This is a genomic window from Synechococcus sp. A18-25c (assembly GCF_014280035.1).
Lineage (GTDB): Bacteria > Cyanobacteriota > Cyanobacteriia > PCC-6307 > Cyanobiaceae > Synechococcus_C.
This window is the reverse complement of the sequence record NZ_CP047957.1, coordinates 307,219-326,763: the sequence shown is the minus strand read 5'-3', so window position 1 is coordinate 326,763 and position 19,545 is coordinate 307,219. Positions and strand designations below refer to the sequence as shown.

Sequence of the window (19,545 nt, the reverse complement as noted above, 5' to 3'; positions counted from 1 at the left end):
AGAGCCCTGAGACACCGGTCCGTTCGATCGGTGCCAGGCCCTCAGCTGCACGATGGTGATCAGCGCCAACGCCTTGGAATCAGCATCAGAGCAGTCAATTCGAGCAGGGCCCAGGCAACGACCAGCAACAGCAACCAGCCAGGCAGCCAGAGCAGGGGCCAGAGCCACCGAAAGCCCCAAAGCAGCAGAGCCAGGCCACAGACCACGACACAACGCACTTGCTGATGCTGGACCGGTCGAGGCCTCCGTCGCTGCGCAACCATCCAGATCAGCCTCGCTGGCCACAGAATGCCAGCAGTACAGAGCCTTGGCTTGGGCGCTCGACTCACCCGCATTCGCGGCCTGCTGCTGCTCGGAGGCACCTCCCTGTCTGCCGTGCTGGCAATCACAGGGGGCCGACAACTGCTGCGCCAGGAGTTTCAGATCACACCCCAGCTGAGCAGCGCTGAACTCTGGCAGCACTACCGCTGGTCTGGCGACCCTCAGCAACGACGGGAAGCAGCCCTCCTGCTCGCCAGCCGCAGCAGCGCGTCCCCCGACCGTCGATGGCGTCTCCTGGGCGGCCAGGGATGGGGACCTGATCCCCTCGCAGCTGTCGCGCTGAAACAGCAAGCGCTGACGGCACGTGCGCTGGGGTTGGAGGTGCAGGAGCAGGAGCTCTGGCTGGCGCTGCTGCAACGCTTTCCGGCCACGGCAGCCAGTGCTGATGCCAGATATCACCTCGGCCAAGACCATGCCGAACTGCACCGTGAGCTGCTGCGCCAACAACCCCGTCATGCCGCGGCCCTGGCCGCTGCAGCGGAATTGCCGAAGGATGCCGATCAGCAGCGCATTCTCACAAGCGCCCTGCACCTCGCCCGCTGGGGTCCCCAATGGCCAGGGGCGCAATCCTTACTGCGTGAGGCCTGCGGGGCGATCACCGGCCAAGGTATGACGCAACAAGAGCGCCTTCAACTGGCCGGCGCTCTGGCGGAACTCGGTGATAGCAATGCTGCGGAGCTCTGCCTGCAGGGCACCCCCCTTGCTCCTGAGCAAGCCCTCACGATTGGGCGCAGCCTGCTGCGGGGCAATCGTCAACAGCAAGGCCGCGGGGAGGGAATCCTGCTGGAACTCGCTCACGACCATCCAAACAGCCCGGAAGCCCTAGCTGCCGCCGCACTCTTGAGCGAGCCGCTGCGTCCCGACCCCGTTTTGCTGGATGCGCTGCCCAAGTCCGTGCAAACGGCCTCCGTGGATGTGGCCGCAGCGCGGGTCCGCCTGGCCGGCGGCGAAGGTGGATTGGAGGTGCTGCAACGCTGGCCCGACCATCCAAGTGGCTGGCAACTGCATTGGGATCTGGCGCGTGAGGCCTTACTCGCAGGCCGATGGGATGAAGCAGACACGTGGCTCGGCGCCATCCCCGAGGAGCAATTGCCCGACCCCCTGAGGGCCCGCCAGCAATTCTGGCGAGGCTTCAGTGCCTTCAAACGCGGCAATGACGACGACGCCCAGCAGATCTGGCAAACATTGGTCACCTCGCAACCACCCGGTTACTACACCTGGAGAGCCAGTGCACGGCTGGAGAGTGCAGACCTGCCGGAGCTATCTGGCACGCAAGCCACCAACGGGCTGGAGGCGGATGGCACGACAGCGGATCGCACCCAACACTGGACGGCACTAGACAGCGGGGATCCCTTGGTCGATCAGCTGTGGCGCTTGGGTTGGAACCGCGAAGCCTTGGAAACTTGGCAAAGCCGCGACCCTGCGGGCGATCCATCCCCACAGAACCTCCTGGTGGAAGGTCGGCTGCTGATGAGCGTGAACGACTATTGGAACGGCCTTAGTCGGCTTTGGAAATCCAGCTTGCGCCTGGTGGATCCCGACTGCCCAACCCGTTTCCTCCTGCACAACAGCCAACATCCAAAACCGCTGCTGACGCAGTTCCAGGACGCAGCCCAACAGGAGCAGGTCAACCTTGATCTACTCCTGGCGATCGCTCGCCAGGAATCACGCTTCTCGCCAACCGTGGCCTCCCCCGTCGGCGCCCAGGGGCTGCTGCAGCTGATGCCCTCAACGGCCGCTGAAATGGCAGGAAAGGAGCTCAGCACCGAGCAACTGCGCCAGCCGGATCTCAATGCTGTGCTGGGCGCCCGCTACCTGGCGTTCCTACTGCAGCAATGGGATGGCAATCCCTGGCTGGTCGCCGCCAGCTACAACGCTGGCCCTGGTGCTGCAGGGTCATGGGTAAGCCCAGAACTGGAGGAAGACCCTGAGCTTTGGACCGAGCGCATCCCCTACCCGGAGACACGTTTGTACACCAAGAAAGTGCTTGGCAATCTCTGGGCCTATCACCAGCTGACGTCAAGCGGCGATCGCTGCACTGAGTGAGGTGTCGGGATTGGGTAGGCCATGACCCACCCAGATACCCGTGACCACAACTACTGCCAACCAGAAGGCCAACAGCTGCGGAGGAGGGACCACCTTGATGCGACTCAGGTCAAGTCGGGCCAACAAGGTGGCAGACGCCAGGATGAGCACATCCGACAACAGGCTGAGGCTCAACACATAAAGCCCCACCGTGATCACCAGGGTCAGCGTGACCACAAGGCTGAGCACCCGACTTGAGGCCATCAGCAGCGAGAGCTGGCGCAGCAGCAGATCGGGCATCGTGCAGATGATCACAACCACCAGTGCCTGAATCAGCTCAATGGCCCAGAACGCATTCACCGAAATGGAGTGCGCCTCCGCCAGCCAAGTTTCCTGAATGGCCCAGTGATGCCCGAGAAACAGCGACACACCGAACAACACGAGCAGCAAGGGCGCCCGTAACGGCAGCAACAAAAATCGCAGAACGGACATCAGCTTGATGGCGGACTGGCGGCGGACTTATGCCGTAATTCGGCTTCGTCTTCTGCGCTAAGACGCTAGCAACAGCAAGCGGTTTGTCCTGTCAGAGTGGGAATCCTGATGTCAGTCGACCATGACCGACAGCTCTCCAAACGCTGGACTCTCCTCTCTGCAGAAGGGGCTGTTGCTGGTGGCAGCCATCGCCTTGGCCGTGAGTCTCTTCCTGCTTCGCAATGGTGGAAGCCTGGAATCACCGTTGGATCAATTGGCGCGTCGATCCCTGCCTCCAGAAGTAGCGCTCAGCAATGGTCGCCCCACCGTGCTGGAGTTTTACGCCGATTGGTGTGAGGTTTGCCGCGAGATGGCACCAGCCATGCTCGCGATGGAACAGCAGCACGGCTCAGCACTGGATGTGGTGTTGGTCAACATCGATAACCCTCGCTGGCTGGATCTGACCGACCGCTACGACGTCACCGGGATTCCCCAGCTGAATCTGTTTGCTGCCGATGGCAGCATGCGGGGACGGTCACTCGGCGGCCGCAAGGCTGATGAGCTGAATGCCATCGCAAGCGCACTGCTCGACGACGCCCCTTTGCCTGTGATCGCAGGGATCGGGAGCACCAGTCCCGTGCCGGAAGCCGCCGCGTTTGATGCCACCGGACCACGAAGCCATGCATAGAGTCCGCCTGTTGCCATTCGATGCGGCCATGATCAGCCGACATCCCGTTCCCTCGACCTGACCGCTGCCATGGACTCCCGCTTCAGGGTTGACCTGATCTCCGCCACACCCAACCCCCAGCAGTGTGTCTACGCAGGCATGCATCAGGACTACAGCGAAGGATTCGTCGCCGGTGACCGGGAGGAATGGCCAGACGAGACCCGGGCTGGCGAAATCTGCGTGAAACGTCTCCTGGCTGGTGAGCGTGGGCACTATGGCCCTTTGGAACACGCCCAGATCGTGCTGAATGTGGGTTGGTTCCCTCACTCCGTGATGCAGCAGGCACGCACGCACCGCGTGGGAGTGAGCTTCGATGTGCAGTCGATGCGGTACACAGGCGAACGCATCTGCCGTGCCGCTGACGGGGAGCTGGACCTAGAGGAGGTGTTCTACTTGCGCCCCGTTGGGGACTACAGCGATCGCCAGGGGAAGAAGTACACCTACAGCGACACCCTCAGAGACAACGACCTGACACTGTGCCGGCAGGCCGCGGAGCGCTACCGGGACCTGCTGCGTTCAGGATTTGCCGAAGAGCACGCCCGCGGCATCTTGCCGTTCGACTACCGGCAGCACTTTGTGGTGAGTTTCAGCCTTCGAGCCTTTCTCCACTTCATGGATCTCAGAGCAAAACTCGACGCCCAGCAGGAGATCCGCGAACTCTGTGATCTGATGTGGCCGCATCTGCAGCAGTGGGCTCCAGAATTTGCCGCTTGGTATGAAAAAACCAGGCTTCACAGGGCAAGGCTGGCGCCCTGAGATTTCAGACCTGAAGACATTCAGACCTTGGCGAGGGTCACCCGCTCAGGCTGATGTTGATATTTGCCCTGACGATCGCTGTACGTGGTGTCGCAGGGATCACCCTCAAAAAACAACAGCTGGCAGATCCCTTCATTGGCATAGATCCGGCAGTCAGCTCCGGAACTGTTGCTGAATTCCAGCGTGAGATGACCTTCCCAGCTTGCTTCCGCCGGCGTGGTGTTCACAATGATGCCCAAGCGCGCATAGGTGCTTTTGCCAAGGCAAATCACGGTGATGTTCGGCGGCACTTTCATTTTTTCCAGCGCCACACCAAGCCCGTAGGAATGGGCAGGAAGAATGAAATACTCACCGTCCTCATCCCGGTGCAGTTCCGTGGGTTCGAGGTTGGCGGGGTTGAATCGCTTGGGATTCATCACCGTGCCGGGCACGTGTTTGAAAATCAGAAACTCCTGAGGCGACAGCCGCAGGTCGTAGCCATATGACGAACATCCGAAACTCAGAACAGGATGCTGTCGGTGATCGGGATCGAGGTGACGAACCAAGCCACCCTGAAAAGGTTCCAGCATGCCGGAGGCAGCCTGTTCCGTGATCCAGCGGTCGTTCTTAAGCATCAGAAACCCCGGCGCAGTTCGGTGACCTGATCCGCGAGCCCCATCAGAGACTCAGGAATGGAAGTCCCTGTGATGATCACATCCATGGATCCTGGACGGGCTTCCAAACTCGCACGCACATCCTCTTCATCGAGGTATCCAAGCGCAATCGCCAAACCCAGCTCATCAAGCACCAGCTGATCAAGATCGCCGCAGGCGAGATGAGCACGGCACACCAACCAGACCGCTTCGACCGCCTCAATGGTGGAGGGCAGGGATGCGCTGGCGGGCTGCGACAAACATTCCATCACCGCTGGTCGCATCCAGGTCATGCGGTCACACAAAGTGAGCGCAGCCTCAGGGCCCTGGGCAACACCGCCCTTGAGAAACTGCGCCACGCCAACGCGGCTTCCCAGACCAGCACTGCGCAACGCCTGACTCAGCACAGTGCCAAAACTGCCGCGGTAGGGCGCGGTGTGGACCTGAAGCTGGCCTTCGGGAGCCACCAGATGCAGTGGCGGACGGGGGTCGAGTGCTGGTAAAGGCTGGAGACGCGAGCGCTCCACGACCCCATGATCGGCACCGCGTGTGTCGCGGGATCGATGGCTGGAGCTCAGGCTTGCGGTCATCGCGTTCGTCTTGGCTGGCCCACAACAGCCAGCGGACTTCGAATCTAGCGGTGAAAACGCGATCCACAAGATCTTCGACACCATCCCTGGTGTCTCATGCCGAATGTCAGGCTCATCAACATCCGCAAATAACTGATGGGCGAAACCGCTCGCAACGATGGCCGCTCGCCCGCCGACCTGAGGGCGTTCTCCGTGGAATGGGACCCCATGGGCTTTGCCCTGAGCTCCGTGATCGTGCGCACCGGCCGAACCGCAGTGCTCTGCAGCGTTTGCCACGAAGAGGGGGTCCCCCGCTGGCGTCGGGATCAAGGTCTGGGGTGGCTGAGTGCTGAATATCGATTGCTGCCGGGATCCACTCCAGAACGTCAGCGGCGCGAATTGATGAAACTCTCCGGCCGCACGCAGGAGATTCAGCGCTTGATCGGTCGCAGCCTGCGGGCGTGCCTCAACATGGACGTGCTTGGGGAAAACACCCTGCTCGTGGACTGCGACGTGATTCAGGCTGATGCGGGCACCCGAACCGCGGCGATCACCGGCTCCTGGCTGGCCTTGCAGAAAGGCTGCGAACGCTTAGTCGAGCAAGGCCTCCTCAGCGATAGTCCCGTGCAAGCACAGGTGGCCGCCGTGTCTGTGGGTCTGATCGATGGCGCCCCTCAACTGGATCTCGACTACAGCGAAGACAGCCGTGCCGATGTGGATCTGAATGTCGTGATGAACGACGCCGGAGATCTTCTGGAGCTGCAGGGCACAGCTGAAGGTGCAGCCTTCAGCCGCAAACAGCTGAACAGCCTGCTGGACTTAGCCGAACCTGGCCTCAAGCAGCTGATGGCATGCCAAGGGCAAGCACTCCAGAACTGACCAGCAGCCTGAAACGTGTTGATTGCTACAGGGTGACCCCGCATCGCTCCGTAACTTCCCTCCATCAGATGGCTGTAGATGGCAGAAGCGATACGCGGATTCAGCCGGACCGTCCCACACGTTGGTCGGTTGCCTGAAACCAGCCTGACTAACGCTCCCACGCCCTCCAGCCGCACGCTGCTGGAGGTGATTCGTGATCTGGAGGGCGCCAGTACCGAACTGGTGGAGCGCAACAAAACGATCTTTTTCCCTGGCGACCCGGCGGAACGCGTTTACTTAATTCGCCGCGGCGCCGTGCGTCTTTCCAGGGTCTATGAGTCCGGCGAAGAAATCACCGTGGCGCTGCTGCGAGAAAACAGTCTCTTCGGGGTGCTCTCACTGCTCACTGGTCATCGTTCCGATCGCTTCTATCACTCCGTTGCTTTTACGCGGGTGGAGATGGTGACAGCTCCGGCGAGCTCTGTGAGGCAAGCAATCGAAGCCGACACCAGCGTCGGTCTTCTCCTTTTGCAGGGTCTGTCCAGCCGCATCCTCCAGACCGAAACCATGATCGAAACGCTCACACACCGCGACATGTCGTCGCGGCTGGTGAGTTTTCTGTTGGTGCTTTGCCGCGATTTCGGCATTCCCAGCACTCAGGGCATCACGATCGACCTGCGTTTGTCCCACCAAGCCATTGCCGAAGCCATCGGCTCCACGCGGGTCACAATCACCCGTCTGCTCGGAGACCTGCGCAACTCCGGCTTAGTGGAGATCGACCGCAAAAAGATCACCGTTCTTGACCCCATCGCCCTGGCCAAGCGGTTCAGCTGAGCGCTCGACGGGTGAAGATGGGCACCACTTCAGCGGCCTGCCGCAGGGTTGAAAGCACGTGACAGGCTGGCTGCTGCTGTTGAGCCTCCTCATCCTGGGAGGGGTGCTTTCAACGCTTGGAGATCGCCTGGGCTCAAAGGTGGGCAAAGCCCGATTGAGTCTGTTTGGCTTACGCCCCCGACAGACCGCCGTGGTGATCACTGTGCTCACGGGAAGCCTCATCAGTGTTCTGTCGCTCGGGCTGATGCTGCTGGTGAGTCGCCAACTGCGGGTCGGTCTCTTCGAACTCGATGAACTCCAGGCGCGTCTACGCAGCAGCCGCACCGCCTTGAAGGCCAGTCGAGAGGCGCAGCAGGAGTCACGCGAGCAGCTCGAGCAGGCTCGCAGCGATGAAATCGCAGCTCGACAGACTCTGGCTGACGCGCAAGCCCGCGCCAGCGAATTACGAAGCACGCTGCAACCACTGCAGGAACAGACCCTTCGCCTAGAAGCGGAACGTCAGCGCCTCAGCCAAGACGTCAGCAATCGTGATGCCGAAATCCGTCGCACGGATGCAGAGCTCCAGGCTGTTCGTCAACAAATTCGCGATGGCGAAAACGAACTGCTGCAACTTGAGGAAAATCTCCTGGCCCTAAGACGGGGCAACGTGGCTATCAGCAGCGGCCAGCCCCTTGCCACGGTCACCCTCAAACTCGATCGACCGGATCAGGCACGCCAGGTCATCGACCAAATTCTCAGAGAAGCCAATCAACTGGCCTATCAACAGGTGTTGCCGGGGGAAGCCCCGGATCGTCAGATTCTCTTGGTGCCGCGACAGGACATCAACCGGCTGGAACAGGCCATTCGCAAGCCTGGCACCTGGGTGGTTCTCCTGCGCTCCGCCGCCAATGTGCTTCGCGGTGAACGCGTGGTCTATGCCTTCCCGGATGTCCGTCCCAATGTCACTGTCACGATCGAAGGTGAAGTGCTGGCCACAACAGCGATCAACAGCAACGAACGCGATCCGCAAGCCATCCGCAACCGCCTCAATCTGCTGCTGGCATCGACGCTGGCAGAGGCTCAGCGCCGCGGCTCCCTCAGCCAGGGCCTTCAATTTGATGGCAACTCCCTCAACAGCCTCGCAAAGAAACTGATCGAACAGGGAGAGGGACGCGTTGAACTCGAGGCGGTAGCGGCACGCCGCAGCGAAACGGCCGATCCGGTGGCGATCGAGCTCAGAATCAAGCGAAGCTCCGGATCCAATTCCAATGCTGCGAGCCCATGAGCTGGATTGCCGCCCTTGATCCTGGTCGAAGCAAGTGCGGGCTGGTGCTCGCGTCCCTCCATCAACGCTGCGTGATCGAAGGGCATGTGCTGCCTGCCGATGCTGTGCTGAACACCCTGGAACGCTGGCAACGCTCCACACCGCCGGAACGATTGATCGTGGGCAACGGCACCTCAAGTGCTCACTGGACAGCGCAACTCTCCAACGTTCTGCCAGTGACTTTGGTGGATGAACGGGGCACGACGCTGACGGCACGAACCCGGTATTGGCAGCTGTGGCCACCGCGAGGTTGGCGCAGGCTGGTGCCTCTCGGACTGCGACTGCCCCCGGGTGAACTGGACGCGCTTGCAGCGCTGGTGATGCTGGAAAAGACCCTCGGGTTTCCGCTGGATTGGCCGGAACCACCTTCCATCAAAACCGGGCCCTGACCGTAAAGGTGTAATCCCCACCGGCCTCCAACCGATAATCCGACTTCACCAAAAAGCGCTGAAGCGCGTCCTGAATGAGGGCTCTACCCAGTGAAGGTTCAACGCAAAGTTCACCGCGATCGAAGAACCACTGAAATTCCCAGATGAATCCACCCGCCTGGACTTCACCCTGAAGGCATTGATCGCGAAAGCTCTGATGAAGCACACGCAAGTGAGCTGTGGTAGCTGGCAACCGCGCCATCAGACCGCTTCATCTTCAGTCAACGGAGCCAGATTCAACCCGTTGAGGTGATTTCCAGCACGATCCAGACCTTGGCGCTGGATGCGTTCCAGTCCTCGAAGAACCTCGTTCAGCACATCCTTGAGAAGCGGCTCTTCGTCCCGATTGAACTGACCGAGTACGTGGGACACAGTGCGGGCACGACGCTCCTCCGGGGTGCGGCCAGGGGCTCCAATCCCGATGCGCAACCGGGCGAATTGCTGCGTTCCCAGATGCTGAATGGTGCTTTTTAAGCCGTTATGGCCTCCTGCTCCACCGCCAGCACGCAGCCGCAGCCGACCCAGCGGTAGATCCATGTCATCCACAAGGACGATCAGCTGATGGATGTCGAAACCGAACCAGTCGAGAGCCGCACGGATCGAGCGGCCGCTTTCATTCATGAAGGTCTGCGGCATTAACAAGCGGAGACGGGCGTCACCGGTACCGACATCCGCCAGTTCCCCCTGCAGTTTGCCCATCACTTTGAAGCGGCCTCCCTCGCGAGAAGCCAACTGCTCCAGAGCCATGAACCCAACGTTGTGGCGTGTGGAGGCGTACTTCTCGCCGGGATTGCCTAACCCGACCACCAATCGGAGCTCTCCGCTTTGAGTCAAGGGTTCAGTCCTCGTGATCCTTGGACGAAGACTCAGGCTCCGTCTTCGCAGCAGGAAGCTCCTCGGGTTCAGCCATGGCCTTGCTGATCTCCCGCTCGAACTCTTTGGACGCCGTTTGAAAACCCTTCAATGTTTTCCCAAGCGTTTTGCCGAGTTCCGGCAAACGCTTGGGTCCGAACACCAGCAGCGCAACAGCGCCGATGACCGCCATTTCAGGCAGGCCGATACCAAAGATGTTCATGAAAGGAACCTATGCAGCCGGATCAGCCGGCACCGTTCCAGTTCACATTGATGCCTTCCAGGATCAGCGACTGGTTGTACAGCTGGAGGATCACCAGAAGAAAGACCAAGAACAGCACCATGAAGATGCCCATGACTGGGGTGGTACCCCAGCCGGGGACAACCTTGCCGTACTCGGAGTTGAGGGGACGGAGCAGATCGCCCAGACGGGTGCGTTGAGCCATAGCGGCGCTGAGGTCTCGGGTGAAGTTCAGTCTGGATACTGTAGAGGCCCTGGCCCAGAAGAGGGCCAATCCTGTCGAGAGATGTGATGGAAAGCTCCTCCCCGGCCCTGTCCGTGGCGATTGCGGTTCTGGCTGCCCTGCTTGGACTCACCGGTTTTGGGGTCTACACAGCCTTCGGTCCGCCCTCCAAGCGACTGGACGATCCCTTTGATGATCACGAAGACTGACGCACCAGCCTGAACTCACGCAGGACACCTGGTGGTACGAGGCCTGCATCGGCCCCTCCCTCAAGTTCCCAGCCGACGTCGCGGAGTGACCAGACCACGCGGGACGCCCCAGGGTTATGTAACTGCAGCAGCACTGTCCCAGCCCGCTCAGGATCGGAGCGCATGGAGACCGTTGTGAGCGATTGGGGCAATGCCGGGAAGCCCTGCCAACACTCCGCCAAGTTCATTGGCCCTTGCCAGCCCGGTTCACGAAAAGCGATGGCGGCCTGGGGCACACCCTCCCGCGTCCAACCCTGCGGCGATGGCATCAGGGCCAATCGCTGCCGATGTCGCCCCTGATCGGCCGACGGATCCGGCCAAGTCGGACCACGCAGCAAGGACACTCCAAGATGATGGGGTCCGGCATCCGCACCCTGGGGCCCATCAAGCAGCAACCCCAGACCGCCACCTGGAGCTGGCGCCTCACTGGCCATCCAGGAAATCACCGGCACCTCCCATCGCGCCTGTTCACCAGGCGTTATGGCGACGGCAGGTCGTTCGATCACCCCTCCACTGGTATCAGCCGCCCAGCGCACGATTGGGGCCGCCAGCGGGCAGATCATCCGGAGTAGTTCATGGGTCTGACGCCAATCGATCGTGAGCTGCAGCTCAAGCCACGGCGTGTCAGCGCGCAGGATCAAATCCATCCGAAGCGTGCTGTTACCGAAGGAACCACGCAGAACCATCCGCGCCAATAGGGGCCCCTGTTCCTGCGCTTCCACCTGCCATCGCTGGGGTAGCGGCAGCGGATGCTGCTGATAGTCGCCCGCCAGATCCCAGGCATCCCAGAACTCGCCATGGTCCTGATAGCGCTTGATCTGCACAGGAGAAGAGAGCTGATCCACGCCCTGGGCATCCTGCAAACGAATCAGACCGCGCTCATCCACCTCAAGCGCAAGACAGCCATTGCCTAGACGCCAATGCTGCTCGGCAAGGGTCTTCACCCAGACGGGATGGCGGATCGCGTTCGGCGCAGGACAGCTGGCGATCGCAGCCATCCTGCGCTCGAGCGGCAGTGCAACGACGCCTGCGGCTTCTGGAAGCTGGACCCACATGCCGCCACCGGAAGCCTGCTGCACCGGCAGATCGCGTCCCTGACAACGCCAATCGCCGCTCGGCAGCCTCAGAAGCGGGGACCAACGCCGCAGCGGTTGCAGGCCACACCAGGCCCAACGTTCAACACCTGCGGGGGCTTGCGCCGCATCAGAAGCCCTGCCATCGAGCAAGCAGCGCAGACCCTCCGTCCGTGCAGCTGCCGTCTGACGGCGTGCACGACGCCACTGTGACTCCGCCTGATCGAAAACCTCAGGAATCGAGGTGCCAGGAAGGATGTCATGAAACTGCTGAAACAGAAGCGTGGACCAATCCCTGGCGGGAATCGCCTCAGCCCCAAGCGCCTCAAGGAGATCCGCTTCGCGTAGCAGCCTTTCCAAAGTGCGGTTGTGGCGTTTTTGATCCGGACGCGAGGTGGCACACCCGCGATGCAACTCCAGATAAAGCTCGTCTCGCCAGATCGGCATCGACGCGGTCCACGGCTCCAACACTTGCAGATAGCCACGCACCGTTCCGCCACTGCGCGACACCGACTGGGGGTGGTGGTTCCAGAGCTGCAACTGATCGAGCATCTCCTGCGTTGGCCCACCACCGTGATCACCAACACCAGGCAGCCACAACGCTTGATCCACGCCGGTGGCCCGCTTAAAGCAACGCTGTTCCTGCTGCATCGCCACTGGGTCGGCATTGGTCCCGATCGCAGGAAGCATCAGCGCTAACACCTCACCATCGCCCCGGCTGCGCCAGCGAAATAAACGATGGGGGAAGGAATTCTCCGCATTCCAGGCCAGCTTGTGAGTGCAAAACCAACGCACACCCGTGGCCTGAGCGACCGCTGGCAATCCAGCCCCGAAACCGAAGCTGTCGGGGAGCCAAGCCAAGTCATGGCGCCATTCCGGAAACTGTCGGCGACTGGCCTGCTGGCCCAGCAAAAACTGCCTCCAGAGCGACGCTGCGCTGACCAGCACACAGTCGGTTTCAACCCAAGGTCCATTGATGGGTTCCCAACGTCCCTGACGACTGGCTTCCTGAATCCGTGCGAACAGCTCAGGACGATGGAGCTCCATCCAGCTATAGAGGGCTGGGGTGGAATGAGCGAAATGCAATTCAGGGGCTTGCCCCATCAGTTGCAAGGCGGAACGGAAGGTCCGTTCCGCCGCCTGCCAGGTATCGGCCACAGGCCACAACCAAGCCAGATCGAGATGGGCGTGTCCGACCCAATGCAAACCACCAACGGGTTTGGGCTGGAGAGCGAGGTGCTGTCGCACCAGCTCCACGGCTTCCTCGGATTCTGGATGGCACGCCAACCAGCTCTCAGGCATGGCATCAACATCCGTGCCAGCCAAGCGGAAAGCCTCAGGAAGCAGGCATCCCTGGGGATCCCGATCGGGATGCCTCGGCTCACGCGTTAGCGCACTGGTGATCAGCGCACCATCGTCGTGGCAAGGACTGCGCAGCTCCAGCAACACATGCACTCCCGGCCCCTCACCCCAGTGGTCCGGCAACGCCCACCGACAGCGGGTATCGAAGAGATCTCCTTCATGAACCAGATCGCCGTCTACCCAAAGACGCACCTGATCGGCCCACCAGCTCAATTCGAGACGTTCACAGCTATCAGGACAAGCACTCCAGTGCTCAGGCCAGGTGATCCTCTGCTCGATCTGCAGCCAGACACCTCCGCGGGGCCAGATCAACAGACCCCTCTCAGCCCAGTCAGGACGGTTGCTTTGCCCCCATGGCTCCCGCACAACCGCCCGTTGCTGCCGATCGCCATGGCGATGCCAAAACGACAGCAGATCCACCCGGCTGCGACGTCGAAACGTTTCAATCCACGCCAATCGTCGGGCTTGCGGAGGGGCCTGCATCGTGATTTCCCAACCTTGACCCATAAGATGATGGCGCTGTAAAGACGCCGGTCGGTCTCCATGCTCGCCCTCAAGATCTCCGTTTACTCGGTCGTCTTCTTCTTTCTCGGGATCTTCGTGTTCGGATTCCTGGCGAGTGATCCCAGCCGAACACCCAGTCGGAAAGATTTGGAAGATTGATTCACGATCGGATCTGATCCAAGACGGATCTGTTCAACTCAGTGTTGAAGGGTCACGACGCGCACTGGTCATCTCCAGCCCATTGCTGCTGGTGACCATGTGAGGATCACCGGCCACTGCGCAGCAGGTTTGTCAGCGTCCCGGACTTCGATCACGCTCACCGGCCTCCTGGCGGTTGCTGCAGTTCTGGGGTCCCCCTGCCGTTCGAGTGAGGTCACTCGACTTGGAAACGCAGCAGACAGTGCTTCCTTAGCGAGAGCAGTTCCACAAGCTGAACTCGCTCCAGATGCCATTCCTCAGCCGCCCCTCGAATTACGGCTGAAGTCCGATCGTCAGAGTTACGACGTGAGGCGACAGCTGTTCATCGCTGAAGGCAATGTGCGTCTGCTGCTGAATGGCGGCCTTTTACAGGCTGATCGGCTGGAGTTCGACAGTGACTTCAACAGCCTTTTTGCCCGAGGCAGCGTTCGCTATCGCAAAGGCGTTCAATATTTCCAAGCGAGCACGTTGCGGTTCAGCCTGGTGCACCGCAACGGCGCCATGGAGGACGTCTACGGCATTCTCGACCTCGACTCAGCGGCAGCTGATTTCAACCCATTCCCCAACAATCCGGGTGACACCAACCGGGGCGATTCCGTGAGCCCGGGAGGGGGTCAATCTCAGAACCCCAGCCGGGATCCCAACACACTGCTGCCGGTCATCGAAAGCACGGGGCTTGGTTTCCCCACATCGATCGACATCGAGCTGGAATCCAGCACGGCCAATCGCATCAGTCCCCAGGGAGACGGTGCCAACTTCTGGGAAGCCGAGCTACCCATGCCGGCAACGGAGTGGGCAGTACCCGACAAGCCTGAAGTCACTCCAGCGCCTAACGACTCCATGGCCTGCCCGGCTGTGCTGCCATCGATTCCCGATTGGCATCCGCATCCGTGGGCCATCACCGCCTGGGGCGGGCAGATGATCGACTCGAATTTCGGCGACACGTTTCTGTTCAACGGCAGGATGCGACCGGAGTATTTGCTTGGCGTCAGCCTGCAGAAACGCATCTGGCGGGCAGGGCCGCTGCAGCTGGAACTCGAAGCGGATTTCTTTGGGCACCAGGCCTACCCGCAACAGGGTGGACCGTTCAACCAGGACGTCCCCAACGCTGACACCCCAGGACAGATCTTTGGAGAAGGAATCCTGGGCATCGGCGCCCGCCTGTGGCTGCAGCCTTGGCTGAGCTTTGGATTCGTCGAAGGCATCAGCTACAACACCTCCGTCAGCAACTACGAGAAAACCTACCGAGAGAATTTCTCACAACTGCTCAACTATCTCGGCTTCGAACTCGAAGCCACCGTTTCACAGCAGCTTTCAGTGGTGGGACGCATCCACCATCGCTCCGGAGCTTTCGGCACCTACAACGGCGTGAAGGAAGGCAGCAACGCCTACCTCGTGGGTGTGCGATACCGCTGGGGTCAGGACCAACCAGCTTCGGTCGGCACGGAGGTGCCGCCTCCGCTGGGCTGTCCTGATCCCGATCGGGAGTCGAGGCTGGCACCACAGACGCTCAGCGAACAGCTCGAGGATGTGACCCTTGGCAACCCGGTGCGGGAATCACACAGGGCGACCACAGCCAATGCTTCGGAACCGCTCGCCCAAACCCGCGAATCGCGTTTGTCACCCGGTGAACAGGAACGCCTGCGCAGCGAAGCCATCGCAGCCCTTGATCAACGCATCACCAGCATTCAGTTGCAACAACGGTTCGTGATTGAACAAAGCCAAGGAGGTTCCGACGACCTCCGCAACAGCGAGGTGCTAGCGGCCAATCGCTACGGCGGTGTGAAGCCCACCCAACTGAACAAGCGTGGAGACACAAAGTTGGTCACGGGTGAAATCAGTCGCTGGCGCATTCAGGCCGCCCGCGTGCAACTCACCCCTGAGGGTTGGACGAGCGATCGGATGGGGTTCACCAATGATCCCTTCACGCCAGCACAGACACGCATCGATGCCGAAGACGTGGTTGCCACGGAAGTGGAAAATGGCGACATCCTGATTAAGAGCGCACGCAACCGACTGATCGTCGAGGAACGATTGCCGATCCCCGTCTCGAGGACGCAACGCATCCAGCAAGAAGAAGAGGTGGAGAACCGCTGGGTGTTTGGCATCGATGACGAAGACCGCAGTGGCTTCTATATCGGACGACTACTCCGTCCAATCGAACTCTCCAGCGATGTCACCCTGGAGCTGGAACCGCAATTCATGCTGCAGCGAGCCATTGAAGGAAACAACTCCAGCTACGTGGCCCCAGGCACATCCATCGACAGCGGCAAAGTGACCCAGGCGAACAGCCTCGGTGACCTGTTTGGCCTGGAAGCTGAGCTGAGTGCTGAGGTCATGGGCTGGTCGGCATCGGCAGAAGCCGACATCAGCACGCTCAATCCCAGCAATTTCTTGAATGGCAGTCGGTTCTGGGGCGATGTGACTCGGTTTGTGGAGCTTCCCCTTCTGGGAGCAGTGGAAGCCCGTCTCTTCAGTGCCTACCGCTATCGCACCTGGAACGGCTCGCTGGGTGAAACCGACGTTTACAGCGCTCTTGGTGTGTTCGGAGAGCAGAAAGGCAATTGGAACTGGGGCAAGCTCAGCAACGACTACATCTGGCGTATCGGGGTCGGCAACTATCAGGCCGAAAGCTTCACTGCCACCAACCAAAGTGACAATCCGCTCATCGACACCATGCGGGCCAATTTCTATGGATCGATGAACAGCAGCTACCCGCTCTGGCGGGGACGGCCTGCCGCACTCACACCGGAAGCAGCCTATCGCTACTCACCGGTGGCGATCGTTCCTGGCCTCACCTTCCGCACCAATATCAACACCACCATGGCGGCCTTCGGTGACGGAAGAAGCCAGGGCACCATCAGCCTGACCGGTGGACCGACCCTGACTCTGGGCACCTTCAGCAAGCCATTCTTCGACTACACCCAGCTCTCCGTTTCAGGGGGCGGCACCCTCAAGCAGGGCGAAAGCCCCTTCAAGTTCGATCAGCCGGTGGATCTCGCCACCCTCGGCATCGGCATTACACAACAAATTGCCGGTCCATTGCTGCTGAATGCAGGCGTGGGAGTCAACATCGACCCTGGCTCGGAGTTCTACGGCAACGTGATCAACTCCAACATTGAACTGCGCTGGCAACGGCGCAGCTACGACCTCGGGTTCTACTTCAATCCCTACGAAGGCATCGGCGGCTTCCGCTTTCGCCTGAATGATTTCAACTTCACAGGAACTGGGCGACCCTTCATTCCTTACACACCCAGAAATCTGCCTAATGAACTCGAGGAACGACCGTTCTGATGCCTGAGAGCATCAATCCGTGCCACCTCCATAAATCAGATGACTGCCGGTGAGGTCAGCTCCTGCAAAACGCATCCCCTCCGTGCGCACATCAGGTGCATAGGCATTGATCACCACGGCCCCTCTTAGATCAGCCTGTCGAAGATCTGTTCCGGACAGATCGGCATTGCTCAGGCTTGCGCCCTGTAGATCAGCCCCCTTTAGGCGGGCTCCGCTGAGATCAGCGCCTTCAAGATTGGCTTCTCGCAGATCGGCTCCGCGGAGATCGGCGTCGCGCAGATCAGCACCAATGAGATGCGCGCCTCCCAGAGGAGCACCACGAAGATCACAGCCCGCACAAGCTCCGGACTGAATCAAGCGCTCCTGAGGCGATCCATAGGGCTCAACCAGCAGGGGCTCGACCGTTCCGGCACGCAGTTGAACAGGAGAAAGACCGTTCACCAGCACAGCAGCGGCCAAAGAAACAAAGCTGAACTGAGTCATGGCTAAGGAGCCTCTATCTCAGTCATAGACAATCACTCAACGATCGGCCGTGAAATCAGAAGCCATGGAGGTAGGGCAGCGCTGCCATGGTGCGGCTGAGCTCCAAATCCCTGGCAAGTAACTGCCCGGTGGCATCCCATTGACCGCTGCGCAGCATGTCGAGGGCACCACCGGCCAAAGCCATTGCTTGCGTCGTTGTCCCATCACTGACCGTCAGTGATTCCAAATCAAGAGTCCACTCAGCTGCCGGATCAGACTCCACAGCATCCTGAAGCTTGCGGATATCCTCCACGCCAGCAGTGGCGCAGGGAATGCCCAGTGCCAGGCAGTTTCCATAGAAAATTTCAGCAAAGCTCACACCGATCACGGCTCGGATGCCCCAACGCATCAAGGCCTGAGGAGCATGCTCACGGCTGGAGCCACAACCAAAGTTGTCGTTCACCACAAGGATCGAGGCACCTTGATGCGCTTCTTGATCAAAGGGGTGGTCGCCGGCGAGCTCCGTGCGGTCATCCGCAAACGCCTGCTCACCTAGGTCGTCAAAGCTCACGCATTTCAGAAAACGGGCCGGAATGATCCGGTCGGTATCGATGTCATCACCCCGTAGCACCAGTCCACGGCCTGACACCCGCAAAATCTGACCCTGGGGGAAGGCACTGGTTTCAGTCATGAATGAAACAGACAACGGGATCGAAAAAGCGGGATTGAAAAAACGAGGGGATTTGGAGAGCGCTGGGCTCAGTTCAGCTGACGCACATCGCTGACTCGGCCTGCGATCGCAGCGGCAGCAACCATGGCCGGACTCATCAGCAACGTGCGACCGCTGGGAGAACCCTGACGTCCTTTGAAGTTGCGGTTGCTGGAGCTGGCACTAATTTGACGACCCTCCAGCCGATCGGGGTTCATGGCAAGACACATGGAGCAGCCTGGTTCCCGCCACTCGAAACCGGCTTCACGGAACACCTGATCCAATCCCTCAGCAACCGCAGCCTGAGCCACCTGTTCTGAGCCAGGCACCACAAACGCCTTGATGCCATGCGCCACATGGCGACCGCGGGCCACAGCGGCTGCAGCCTGCAGATCACTGAGTCGTCCATTGGTGCAGCTGCCGATGAAGCACACGTCCACCGGAACACCCTCGATGGGCTGACCGGGGGCGAGGTCCATGTAGCGATAAGCCTCTTCAGCGATGGGGCGATCAGCAACTTCGAGCTCGTCGGAGACCGGAACACACTCATCCACACCAATGCCCTGGCCGGGGGTGATCCCCCAGGTCACCGTGGGCGCAATGGTGCCAGCGTCGAAACGGATCTCGTCGTCAAAGCAGGCATTCGAATCGGAAGCGAGCGAGCGCCACCAGGTCACTGCACGATCCCAAATCTCCTCAGCAGGCGCCTCAGCGCGGCCCTTGAGATAGTCGAACGTGACCTGGTCGGGATTCACATAGCCACAGCGTGCACCTCCTTCAATGGCCATGTTGCAGAGGGTCATGCGCTCCTCCATCGACAGGGCCTCAATCGCGGGTCCCGCGAATTCATAGGCATAACCAACCCCTGCCTTCACCCCCAGAGTGCGGATGATGTGGAGGATCAGATCCTTGGCGAACACACCCTCGCTTAGACGGTTCTCCACCCAGATTCGGCGCACCTTGAGCTTGTTCATCGTCAGGCTCTGGCTAGCGAGCACATCTCTCACCTGGCTGGTGCCGATCCCAAAGGCAATCGCCCCGAAGGCGCCATGGGTGGAGGTGTGGGAGTCACCGCAAGCCACGGTCATTCCTGGCTGGGTCAGGCCAAGCTCGGGAGCAATCACATGCACGATCCCTTGGCGACCACTACCGAGGCCGTTGAGTGTGATGCCATGCCGTTGGCAATTCCGCTCCAAGGTGCTGAGCATTTCCTCTGCAAGAGGATCCGCGAATGGCCGAGCCTGGCTGAGGGTGGGAACGATGTGGTCGACGGTGGCCACCGTGCGCTCAGGACAGCGCACCGGCAGACCTTTCTCGTCGAGAGCGGCAAAAGCCTGGGGGCTGGTTACCTCATGAATCAGGTGCAAACCGATGAACAGCTGTGTGGCACCGCCAGGCAGATCTGCGACACGATGCAGATCCCAGACCTTGTCGTAGAGGGTTCCGCTGCTCATT

The 19,545-nt window shown here is 60.5% G+C and carries 22 protein-coding genes; 10 read left to right on the top strand and 12 right to left on the bottom strand.

The genetic code is table 11. The annotated features are described in order from the left end of the window. Positions 1-59 precede the first annotated feature (59 nt). Positions 60-263: a hypothetical protein gene (locus SynA1825c_RS01555; RefSeq protein ID WP_186469999.1), complete on the bottom strand. Its 204-nt coding sequence runs from the start codon at positions 261-263 to the stop codon at positions 60-62. A 49-nt stretch (positions 264-312) separates the two neighbouring features. Here SynA1825c_RS01555 and SynA1825c_RS01550 point away from each other — a divergent pair, with 49 nt between their 5' ends. Continuing rightward, positions 313-2,367, top strand: a complete 2,055-nt coding sequence (locus tag SynA1825c_RS01550; RefSeq protein WP_370593765.1) for a transglycosylase SLT domain-containing protein — start codon at positions 313-315, stop codon at positions 2,365-2,367. Here the strand turns inward: SynA1825c_RS01550 and SynA1825c_RS01545 are convergent. Further along, positions 2,341-2,838 carry a hypothetical protein gene (locus SynA1825c_RS01545; RefSeq protein WP_186469997.1) on the bottom strand — a complete coding sequence of 166 codons (498 nt, stop codon included), beginning with the start codon at positions 2,836-2,838 and terminating at the stop codon, positions 2,341-2,343. The genes SynA1825c_RS01550 and SynA1825c_RS01545 overlap by 27 nt on opposite strands. Positions 2,839-2,959: 121 nt before the next feature. Between SynA1825c_RS01545 and SynA1825c_RS01540 the strand changes: the two genes are divergently transcribed. Further along, complete coding sequence (locus SynA1825c_RS01540; protein ID WP_186469996.1) at positions 2,960-3,505, top strand: thioredoxin domain-containing protein; 546 nt, start codon at positions 2,960-2,962, stop codon at positions 3,503-3,505. 69 nt (positions 3,506-3,574) lie between these two features. After that, the gene (gene thyX, locus SynA1825c_RS01535; protein ID WP_186469995.1) at positions 3,575-4,300 is read left to right on the top strand and encodes an FAD-dependent thymidylate synthase; all 726 of its coding nucleotides are present in this window, start codon (positions 3,575-3,577) and stop codon (positions 4,298-4,300) included. A gap of 20 nt (positions 4,301-4,320) precedes the next feature. Here the strand turns inward: thyX and dcd are convergent, their stop codons facing one another. Then, positions 4,321-4,914 carry a dCTP deaminase gene (gene dcd, locus SynA1825c_RS01530; protein WP_186469994.1) on the bottom strand — a complete coding sequence of 198 codons (594 nt, stop codon included), beginning with the start codon at positions 4,912-4,914 and terminating at the stop codon, positions 4,321-4,323. Beyond that, entirely contained in the window at positions 4,914-5,522 is a 609-nt protein-coding gene (locus SynA1825c_RS01525) for a cob(I)yrinic acid a,c-diamide adenosyltransferase (RefSeq protein ID WP_186469993.1), read from the bottom strand. Before SynA1825c_RS01525 ends, dcd begins: the two co-directional genes overlap by 1 nt. 135 nt (positions 5,523-5,657) lie before the next feature. Here SynA1825c_RS01525 and rph point away from each other — a divergent pair, with 135 nt between their 5' ends. The 4 genes from rph (at position 5,658) to SynA1825c_RS01505 (ending at position 8,885) form a co-directional block, all read left to right on the top strand. Beyond that, positions 5,658-6,380, top strand: coding sequence for a ribonuclease PH (gene rph, locus SynA1825c_RS01520; RefSeq protein ID WP_186469992.1), 723 nt, complete (start codon positions 5,658-5,660; stop codon positions 6,378-6,380). Positions 6,381-6,458: 78 nt separating this feature from the next. Next, positions 6,459-7,193 (top strand): global nitrogen regulator NtcA, encoded by a 735-nt coding sequence (ntcA, locus tag SynA1825c_RS01515; RefSeq protein ID WP_255477019.1) that lies wholly within the window; start codon positions 6,459-6,461, stop codon positions 7,191-7,193. Positions 7,194-7,251: 58 nt separating this feature from the next. Beyond that, a complete protein-coding gene (locus SynA1825c_RS01510; RefSeq protein ID WP_186469991.1) occupies positions 7,252-8,457 on the top strand; it encodes a DUF3084 domain-containing protein in 1,206 nt (401 codons plus the stop codon). Beyond that, positions 8,454-8,885, top strand: coding sequence for a resolvase (locus SynA1825c_RS01505; protein ID WP_186469990.1), 432 nt, complete (start codon positions 8,454-8,456; stop codon positions 8,883-8,885). Before SynA1825c_RS01510 ends, SynA1825c_RS01505 begins: the two co-directional genes overlap by 4 nt. On the opposite strand, the gene SynA1825c_RS01500 is transcribed toward SynA1825c_RS01505, so the two are convergent. Genes SynA1825c_RS01500 through psbH form a run of 4 tightly spaced genes read right to left on the bottom strand, consistent with a single transcriptional unit; the run spans position 8,869 to position 10,222 of the window. Beyond that, positions 8,869-9,126 (bottom strand): DUF3146 family protein, encoded by a 258-nt coding sequence (locus SynA1825c_RS01500; protein WP_186469989.1) that lies wholly within the window; start codon positions 9,124-9,126, stop codon positions 8,869-8,871. The genes SynA1825c_RS01505 and SynA1825c_RS01500 overlap by 17 nt on opposite strands. Then, positions 9,126-9,758 carry an aminoacyl-tRNA hydrolase gene (gene pth, locus SynA1825c_RS01495; RefSeq protein ID WP_186469988.1) on the bottom strand — a complete coding sequence of 211 codons (633 nt, stop codon included), beginning with the start codon at positions 9,756-9,758 and terminating at the stop codon, positions 9,126-9,128. The genes SynA1825c_RS01500 and pth overlap by 1 nt, the downstream gene beginning before the upstream one ends. 4 nt (positions 9,759-9,762) lie before the next feature. After that, positions 9,763-9,999, bottom strand: a complete 237-nt coding sequence (locus tag SynA1825c_RS01490; protein ID WP_186469987.1) for a TatA/E family twin arginine-targeting protein translocase — start codon at positions 9,997-9,999, stop codon at positions 9,763-9,765. Between the two features lie 22 nt (positions 10,000-10,021). Then, positions 10,022-10,222, bottom strand: coding sequence for a photosystem II reaction center phosphoprotein PsbH (gene psbH, locus SynA1825c_RS01485; RefSeq protein WP_006042330.1), 201 nt, complete (start codon positions 10,220-10,222; stop codon positions 10,022-10,024). Between the two features lie 86 nt (positions 10,223-10,308). On the opposite strand from psbH, the gene psbN reads away from it, so the two are divergent. After that, on the top strand, positions 10,309-10,449 hold the full coding sequence (gene psbN / locus SynA1825c_RS01480; protein WP_011932239.1) for a photosystem II reaction center protein PsbN: 141 nt from the start codon (positions 10,309-10,311) through the stop codon (positions 10,447-10,449). Here the strand turns inward: psbN and SynA1825c_RS01475 are convergent. Then, on the bottom strand, positions 10,437-13,406 hold the full coding sequence (locus tag SynA1825c_RS01475) for an alpha-mannosidase (protein WP_255478429.1): 2,970 nt from the start codon (positions 13,404-13,406) through the stop codon (positions 10,437-10,439). The genes psbN and SynA1825c_RS01475 overlap by 13 nt on opposite strands. A 60-nt stretch (positions 13,407-13,466) precedes the next feature. Here SynA1825c_RS01475 and SynA1825c_RS01470 point away from each other — a divergent pair, with 60 nt between their 5' ends. Continuing rightward, positions 13,467-13,586 (top strand): photosystem II reaction center protein I, encoded by a 120-nt coding sequence (locus tag SynA1825c_RS01470; RefSeq protein ID WP_006042333.1) that lies wholly within the window; start codon positions 13,467-13,469, stop codon positions 13,584-13,586. A 129-nt stretch (positions 13,587-13,715) separates the two neighbouring features. Next, a complete protein-coding gene (locus SynA1825c_RS01465; RefSeq protein WP_186469985.1) occupies positions 13,716-16,919 on the top strand; it encodes a DUF3769 domain-containing protein in 3,204 nt (1,067 codons plus the stop codon). Positions 16,920-16,931: 12 nt separating this feature from the next. On the opposite strand, the gene SynA1825c_RS01460 is transcribed toward SynA1825c_RS01465, so the two are convergent. The 3 genes from SynA1825c_RS01460 to leuC form a co-directional block, all read right to left on the bottom strand. Then, positions 16,932-17,402, bottom strand: a complete 471-nt coding sequence (locus SynA1825c_RS01460; protein WP_186469984.1) for a pentapeptide repeat-containing protein — start codon at positions 17,400-17,402, stop codon at positions 16,932-16,934. A gap of 55 nt (positions 17,403-17,457) precedes the next feature. Further along, positions 17,458-18,072, bottom strand: a complete 615-nt coding sequence (locus SynA1825c_RS01455; protein WP_186469983.1) for a 3-isopropylmalate dehydratase small subunit 2 — start codon at positions 18,070-18,072, stop codon at positions 17,458-17,460. 68 nt (positions 18,073-18,140) lie between these two features. After that, on the bottom strand, positions 18,141-19,544 hold the full coding sequence (gene leuC / locus SynA1825c_RS01450; RefSeq protein WP_186469982.1) for a 3-isopropylmalate dehydratase large subunit: 1,404 nt from the start codon (positions 19,542-19,544) through the stop codon (positions 18,141-18,143). Position 19,545 lies beyond the last annotated feature (1 nt).